Origin of the sequence: Vibrio sp. OPT46, assembly GCF_015163535.1 — a bacterium.
GTDB classification, from domain to species: Bacteria; Pseudomonadota; Gammaproteobacteria; order Enterobacterales; family Vibrionaceae; genus Vibrio; species Vibrio alginolyticus.
Window position 1 is genome coordinate 23,243 of sequence record NZ_JADDYG010000684.1, and the last position, 7,147, is coordinate 30,389.

A 7,147-nucleotide genomic window follows, 5' to 3' on the forward strand; every position below is an offset into this window, starting at 1 on the left:
TGACTGGTAGTGTGCAATCATTTTTTCACCCCAGCTATAAGGGCAACCACTATCGTGACGTACACCGAAGTACGCGTTACTTAGTTCTTCATCAAAGTCTTTAAGGAAAGCATCGATACCAATCGTATCGGTTAACGCAATACCTAGTGCACCATTAAACATTTTTTGCCAACGTTGCAACGCCACTTTTTGCGAATCTCGCACATTCACCAGAGCTTGGTGTCCCATAAACCATTCATGAGCAACCGTGCCGATAGGCGTCAAGTTTAGCTCTTTTGCTAAGTGATAGTTGCTTGTTCCTGTCAAACATTCCGGCACTTCCTGGCACAAATATTCCAGCATAGTGCGCTGAGCTTGAAAGGAAAAACGTCGACGCGTCGACATGTCAGAAAATTTAAAGTTAGTAATGTTACGACGTTTTAGTTCCGACTTTAGGTGTCGAACTTTCTCTTCTAAAACAGTGGTAAATTGCGCAACAGGGATATCTGACCAACGCTGACGGCTACGAACTTCAGACACGATGCTCATGATGATCGTTTCGTACAAGATGGTGTCTCGCCACAAACCGTTAATGGTAATTCTTAACTGGCTTGAGCCATCAGCCATGGCTTTGTTATGGAAAGAGACATCGCTTTGTGGGTTGAAACGGAAATGGCGCAGTGCATCAACAAAGTCAGGATTCAGGTAAGGCGCGACACGCTTAATATATTCAATTTCTTCTTGCGTAAATTGAATATCTTGCAGTTTAAGGACTTCGGCTTTTACCTCGGGCAAAAGCTCAGAGAGGTCTTCCTCACTGCGCACGATAAACTTATATGACACCATCGCATCAGGGTAAAGCGCTGTTACAGCGCTCATCATATTGACTTTGTAGACATCGAAATCCAAAGCACTTTGAATGATGCGGGAAGAAAATAGTTTGGTGGTCATTAGGTGCCCTTCTACATGCCCTTCCTGGGTATATAACTTTTTGTTACTAACTAATTTGCGTAAACAATAAACACCCATCTATAGTTTGTCAACTTTTGTTACTAACCACTCATTTTTATAAGGTTTTTTTGTCTAGAATTCGAACAAGCATTGTGAATAAGTCAGAGTCATCCGTAAATTTATGCTCAAACCGTATTAAGAACACTACCGAAAACGTTTCTAACAACTCGTTACTTACCCATTGATTGACCACTTGTTATGCGCTAGATTACTTACAAATCAATATTAGGACCCAACCATGATCGTATCTGTCGACATTATTCCATTCAGGCTATCTGGCTGTGCCGATAAGGGATTGGAAGTGTTGTTGATTAAACGTTCAAATCCAAATCGGCCATACCATGGAGTCTGGGCACTACCGGGCGGATTTGTCTTTGATAAAGACTTAACCAGTGAAGGCGGACGCCCGGCCGATGAAAACTTTGAAGCGGCGCGTCGCCGAATTTGCCGTGAGAAAATCCATACCTACCCTCGCCATTTTAGCGAAGCGTTTATCGACGGTGATCCAAAACGCGATCCAGAAGACTGGAGCTTAAACATTACGCACTACGCCTTAGTTGATCGTAACAATGTAGAGCAAATAAATAATGCAGGTGTACCGGAATGCCAACTTAAATGGTTTTCGCTACAGGCTATTCTCAATGGAGAAGAAACCCTCGCATTTGATCATCAAAAAACCATTGAAAAAGCGTGGCAAAAGCTTCGTGCATCCATTGAATACACATCGGTTCTTTTGTTTGCATTAGACAAAGAGTTTTTGGTTGCGGACATCATTTCTGCTTATCAAGAGTTTGGTATTGATATCAGCCGAATGACGATTAAGCGCCGCTTGATAGATTCAGGCGTACTAAAACCCACTAATAAAGTCGCTTCAACCAACAAAGGCAAAGGTGGAAAACCCGCAATGGTATATACGCTGACTAGCGACGAAGTAACCTTTTTTCAAAACTGTTTGCGTGGATAAACGCAGACAATCTGACAGACAAGGAGTCTGCCATGACTGTTCGAGTAAACTATCAAACTACAGCAGTGATCGACGTTGATCCAGAGAAAGGCTTTAGTGAGTTATGTCCAAATGAACTGCCCGTTGCAGGTGCGTTGGAAATCGTACCGGAGCTTCTGAGTAATCATGCCAAAGGCCGATTAAAACTGGTCAGTCGTGACTTACACCCACCGAAAGCAAAATGGGATGCAGAATCGCCATCCAATATGCTTGAGCCCGTTGGTTTACCGAATGTGGATATAAAGTGGAACCGTCACTGTGTGCTTGGCACAACAGGTTCTGAGCTGCTAGATGGTTTACCACCCGTGTTGGACTACGATTTTCAAGTTAATAAAGGCATGGATCCTGATGCGCACCCTTACGGTATTTTTTTCCATGATATTGCCGACACCAAAACGACAGGTGCGCATGAATTTCTAAAGTTCAACGGGATTGATACCTTAGTTATCGGTGGCCTTGCCTTGGACTTTTGCGTGAAAAAATCCGTCATGCAAGCGCTGGAACTTGGCTACAATGTGGTAGTTAATCTTGCTTCAACTCGAGCGGTGCTGCCTGATAATGTAGAGAATGTGCTGACAGAGCTCAGAGATAATGGCGCATTATTTGTCGAGAAAGCGGACGACATCATCGTAGAAAAGTTCGCCTAGAAACGATAGTAACCGAGAAGGATTTCACCATGCATCAACACGAAAAATTGAATTACGTTGAATTTGGTTCCACTAATGTCAGTGCGACCAAACAATTTTTTGAGCGTGCTTTTGACTGGAGCTTTACCGATTATGGTCCAGAATATTCTGCATTTTCAGGACAAGGGTTGGATGGCGGATTCTTCAAATCTGAGTTTATAAACCAAACCGCAAATGGTGGCGCACTTTTAGTATTTTATAGCTCAGACATTCAGGCCACTCAGACAAAAGTAGAGCAGCATGGTGGAAAAATTATCCGCCCTATTTTCGAATTCCCCGGCGGCTGTCGATTCCACTTCACTGAACCGAGTGGAAATGAATTCGCAGTATGGTCAGAGAGCCATTAAGTCATCACAAATCAACAACACACCATCAACGTGAGCCCAAGCTAGCCAGATCCGGAACTGGCATTACATTTCTGGTTGACCTCATCCTTGGTTTAATTCACTGTTAGCGCAACAATTAATCGATGAGGCGCTAGACCTCGACCAAGGATGTCAAATGACTGCCGTCAGTTTTTTTCGCTTACTCTGCCTCGCTGCTATTTGGGGTGGCTCGTTTCTGTTTATGCGAGTCGCCGCCAACACATTCGGGCCAGCTTACTTAATCGAATTTCGAGTTACATTTGCCGCCGTCGCTTTGTTATTGATCGCCGTATATTTGAAGAAGAAACTCACGTTAACTGCGCATACTAAACACTTCTTTATTATTGGCTTATTCAATAGCGCAGTTCCATTTTTACTCTTTGCGTACGCAGCCCAGACCCTGAATGCATCAACTTTAGCAATATTGAACTCAACCGCCCCAATATGGGGAGCACTAGTTGGCTTTGTTTGGTACCGCAGCCCACTCACAGCGAAATCTGTTCTCGGTATGCTAATAGGCATTGGAGGCGTTGCAGTCTTGGTCGGCTTAGATACTTCAACCATAGGTGAAGAAGCCATGCTCCCTATTGCCGCCAGTTTGATGGCTTCTTTCAGCTATGGCATTGCTACCAACTACACTAAAAATGCGCCACAAGTACCTGCTTTTGACAATGCTCACGGCAGCATGTGGGCGGCGGTTATTTGGGTACTGCCGCTGCTACCATTCTTACCAATGCGTGCAGAACCAAGTCATTTCGAATGGAGCTCTGTTGTCACGCTCGGCGTTGTATGCACAGGGTTCGCTTATTTGCTCTATTTCCGCTTAGTTTCTGATATCGGCCCAGCGTCAGCACTGACTGTCACTTTTCTTGTTCCTGTTTTTGGTATCTTATGGGGCTACTTGGTGCTAGATGAGCCCGTCGGCTCTAACACCATCATTGGAACAATTCTAGTGCTTAGCGGCACTATGCTAGTCACCGGTTTCTCCCCAACAGCAATGCTCGCGAAGCGAAAACGAAGCGTGGCTTAATCAGCCTAATATGACTTCCACACCTCGCTTTTTGATTTGTTCAAGGTCACTTTTCGGAGCGGCTTTGTCAGTCAGCAGCACTGATATTTCGTCAGTCTTACCAATTGATGAGGGATAAATCTGCCCAAATTTACTAGAATCCGTTAGAACAATATTGCGCCTTTTTTTCGCAATGATGGTTTCTGCAATCTCAGCGCGCATCATGTCGCGGCTAGTAAAGCCAGTGTCTTGATGGAAGCCGTCAATACCCAAAAAGGCTGTGCTGAAATGAATGTTCTCAATACACAACTTAGTCAGCGGTCCGACCAAACTCTCGCCTTGGTGCTGATATACGCCACCAAGCAAGATAATGTTGGCAGAAGTGTTACGGATGAGATGGGCGATATACGCCGATGGCGTAATGATGGTCACATCGCCGCGCTCAGCCAATGTCCGAGCCAACAACGCATTGGCACTGCCTCCTTCAATCAGCACTGTCTCATTCGGTGCGACCAAATCCGCAGCTTGGTTTGCGAGCGATTGTTTAATATCGAAACGTACTTCTAGGCGGGCATCAATGTCATCACTTTGCAACGCGGTAGCTGCGCCGTGAATGCGCTTTAGGTAGCCCTGTTGCTCCAGAAAGTTCAAATCCTGTCTGATGGTCACACCCGACACGCCAATGATGTCAGAAAGCTCCGTGACTTGAACGCGTTTACGGTCGTTCACTAATTGCAGGATTTCATTTTGTCTTGGGTTCACAGGTTCGCTCCTTATTGATGGGCTTACAGTATACTCACCTGATGTTTCATATGAAAAGAAATTGAAAGTAAAAAGGAAAAAACGCGTGGTCTGATTAGCCAAGCTGTACCTTGCGAATCTCGCTCCCATCAACAGATAATAGGGCAACGGAAATGGGATAGAAGAAGAGGGGTTAGCTCCCTACATCCCAACAACGGTAAAGACTAGGATAAAAGTGATGGAAGAAATTTACTTCGCTGGCGGCTGCCTTTGGGGCGTGCAAGAATTTATGCGCCACCTTCCGGGCGTAATCAACACAGAAGCCGGGCGAGCAAATGGCACAACGGATAACACTCAATCCGAATACGATGGCTACGCAGAGTGCGTGAAAACCCAGTTCGATGCTGAGCAAGTTTCGGTTGAAACTTTAATGGGGTATTTGTTTGAGATAATCGACCCTTACAGCGTTAACAAGCAAGGTGAAGACGTAGGTGAGAAGTACCGTACTGGTGTTTATAGCCAAAACGAACAGCATCTCACCATCGCGAAAGCGTTTATCGCAGCACGACCGGACGCCGACAAGATCGCCGTAGAAGTACTGCCACTCACAAATTATGTACCAAGTGATGATGAGCACCAAGACAGACTCACAAACTTTCCGAATGATTACTGCCACATCCCATTAGATTTACTACATAAATACAGGGATAACTCGTAACCATTCAGTCAGCATCGCTTTAAAAGGCAAGATGCATATCAGTTAAAATCGATGCCTTCCATTAATGACAATGTCATTTCTGCCGCCGATATTTCCTTACAACCCGACGAGTTTTGTCCGCACCACAACGGTGTGAATTCATCTCGGTTTTGCTTTTCCATAAGCGCTCTTAGTTGAGCCATTTCAATGGATGCGTATGGGAATTTCGGCGCAAACTCACTGATGTAGCCTAGCTCCGACATTGCGCGATTCACAATGCCTCTCGCTGGTCGGCCCGAGAAAACATTGGTCACAGCGGTATGTTGCGCGCGTTCACTGGCAATGGCATATCGATGTAAAGACGATGTTTTCGCCTCATCACACAACAAATAGGCGCTGCCAACTTGAACGGCACTCGCTCCTAATCTCAACGCGGCTTCCACCCCTCTTCTATCAGCGATTCCGCCTGCAGCAATAACAGGCAAATTCACCCGTTTGGCGATTTGTGGTAATAACGCAATCAAACTTAATTGAGTAGTTAAATCATCCGATAAAAACATACCTCGGTGTCCACCAGCCTCCAAGCCTTGGGCGATAATACCGTCAACGCCTTTTGCTTCTAGCCAAAGTGCTTCGTCCACCGTGGTCGCTGACGAAAGGATCTTCCCTCCCCACCCTCTAATTCGAGCTAACAGATCATCGTCTGGCAAACCAAAGTGGAAACTGATCACTGGCGGTGCAAATGGTTCAATCGCGTCAGCAATATCATGATTGAAAGGCATCCTTGTCGGAGCGTTTGGCTGAGCCTGAACGGTTGCATCAACCTCGGAAAAATACGGTTGCAGCGTTTTTTGCCACTTTTCGTGCTTGTTGCCGTCATACTCCGGCATTTCATGGCAAAAGAAATTGAGGTTAAACGGTCGGTTAGTTGCCTGCTTGATAAGTTGAAGTTCTTTTACGATGGCGTCTTTGTTCAGCATTCCACAAGGTAACGAGCCAAGCCCGCCAACATTACTGACGGCTATGGTCATTTGGCTGTCTTGCACACCGGCCATTGGTGCTTGAATAATCGGTAACTCTGTTCCCAAAAGTGTATTAAATATCTTATTTATCATGACCTTTCCTTGAAAACTTAACCTTTACCTGTGATGGATTTGCGCCATCGTTATCCAGACTAGACTTTCACATGATTAACCGCTTATAAAGTTAAAGTGATGCATTTGTGCGCTATGCACTTTTGATAGAAATGACAAAGGGAGCCTATGGCTCCCTTAATATGCTGAATAACAAGAATCAAAGTGACTATCGTACGACATCTGATTCAAGCTCTAGCTCTGCTACAGACAGCATGGCAAACTCTTCCTCGGCGGTTGCTGCCACCAGTTTGTTGCGGCTGTATAACCCATAATAAACACCACCGATAAGAAACAATCCCATTGTCATGAAAAAGGCTGAGGGATCAAAAGCATAAACACCTGTCATTGCGATCAAAGAAAGCACCAGAGAAATACTCGAAGTAATTATCCCACCAGGCGTTTTATATGGACGAGTTAATTCCGGCTGTTTAATTCGCAATAAAATATGGCTCAAGGACATTAATGCGTACGATACAGTCGCACCGACAACAGCCATCGCCAAGATTAAGTCCCCCTCACC

8 protein-coding genes and 1 pseudogene are annotated in these 7,147 nt (G+C 45.2%); 5 read left to right on the forward strand and 4 right to left on the reverse strand.

Going from position 1 to position 7,147, the window contains the following annotated elements; genetic code table 11:
• A partial coding sequence (gene pncB / locus IQR33_RS24975; RefSeq protein WP_416222695.1) for a nicotinate phosphoribosyltransferase occupies window positions 1-1,008 on the reverse strand: 1,008 nt, incomplete at its 3' end.
• A gap of 220 nt (window positions 1,009-1,228) precedes the next feature.
• On the opposite strand from pncB, the gene IQR33_RS24980 reads away from it, so the two are divergent.
• The 4 genes from IQR33_RS24980 (at window position 1,229) to IQR33_RS24995 (ending at window position 4,074) form a co-directional block, all read left to right on the forward strand.
• On the forward strand, window positions 1,229-1,954 hold the full coding sequence (locus IQR33_RS24980) for an NUDIX domain-containing protein (protein ID WP_005373953.1): 726 nt from the start codon (window positions 1,229-1,231) through the stop codon (window positions 1,952-1,954).
• Window positions 1,955-1,986: 32 nt separating this feature from the next.
• Entirely contained in the window at window positions 1,987-2,640 is a 654-nt protein-coding gene (locus IQR33_RS24985) for an isochorismatase family protein (RefSeq protein WP_054579245.1), read from the forward strand.
• Window positions 2,641-2,669: 29 nt separating this feature from the next.
• A complete protein-coding gene (locus IQR33_RS24990; protein ID WP_042523322.1) occupies window positions 2,670-3,026 on the forward strand; it encodes a VOC family protein in 357 nt (118 codons plus the stop codon).
• A 154-nt stretch (window positions 3,027-3,180) separates the two neighbouring features.
• Window positions 3,181-4,074: a DMT family transporter gene (locus IQR33_RS24995; protein ID WP_005373960.1), complete on the forward strand. Its 894-nt coding sequence runs from the start codon at window positions 3,181-3,183 to the stop codon at window positions 4,072-4,074.
• Here IQR33_RS24995 and IQR33_RS25000 read toward each other — a convergent pair whose 3' ends face one another.
• Window positions 4,075-4,815 (reverse strand): DNA-binding transcriptional regulator YciT, encoded by a 741-nt coding sequence (locus IQR33_RS25000; RefSeq protein ID WP_104980415.1) that lies wholly within the window; start codon window positions 4,813-4,815, stop codon window positions 4,075-4,077. It abuts the gene before it with no gap.
• A 217-nt stretch (window positions 4,816-5,032) separates the two neighbouring features.
• Here IQR33_RS25000 and IQR33_RS25005 point away from each other — a divergent pair, with 217 nt between their 5' ends.
• Window positions 5,033-5,512 carry a peptide-methionine (S)-S-oxide reductase gene (locus IQR33_RS25005; protein WP_005388723.1) on the forward strand — a complete coding sequence of 160 codons (480 nt, stop codon included), beginning with the start codon at window positions 5,033-5,035 and terminating at the stop codon, window positions 5,510-5,512.
• Between the two features lie 38 nt (window positions 5,513-5,550).
• On the opposite strand, the gene IQR33_RS25010 is transcribed toward IQR33_RS25005, so the two are convergent.
• Together IQR33_RS25010 and IQR33_RS25015 are read right to left on the reverse strand one after the other, a co-directional pair.
• A complete protein-coding gene (locus IQR33_RS25010) occupies window positions 5,551-6,606 on the reverse strand; it encodes an NAD(P)H-dependent flavin oxidoreductase (protein WP_104980413.1) in 1,056 nt (351 codons plus the stop codon).
• A gap of 187 nt (window positions 6,607-6,793) precedes the next feature.
• Window positions 6,794-7,147, reverse strand: a pseudogene (locus IQR33_RS25015) (ethanolamine permease); the annotation flags it as partial.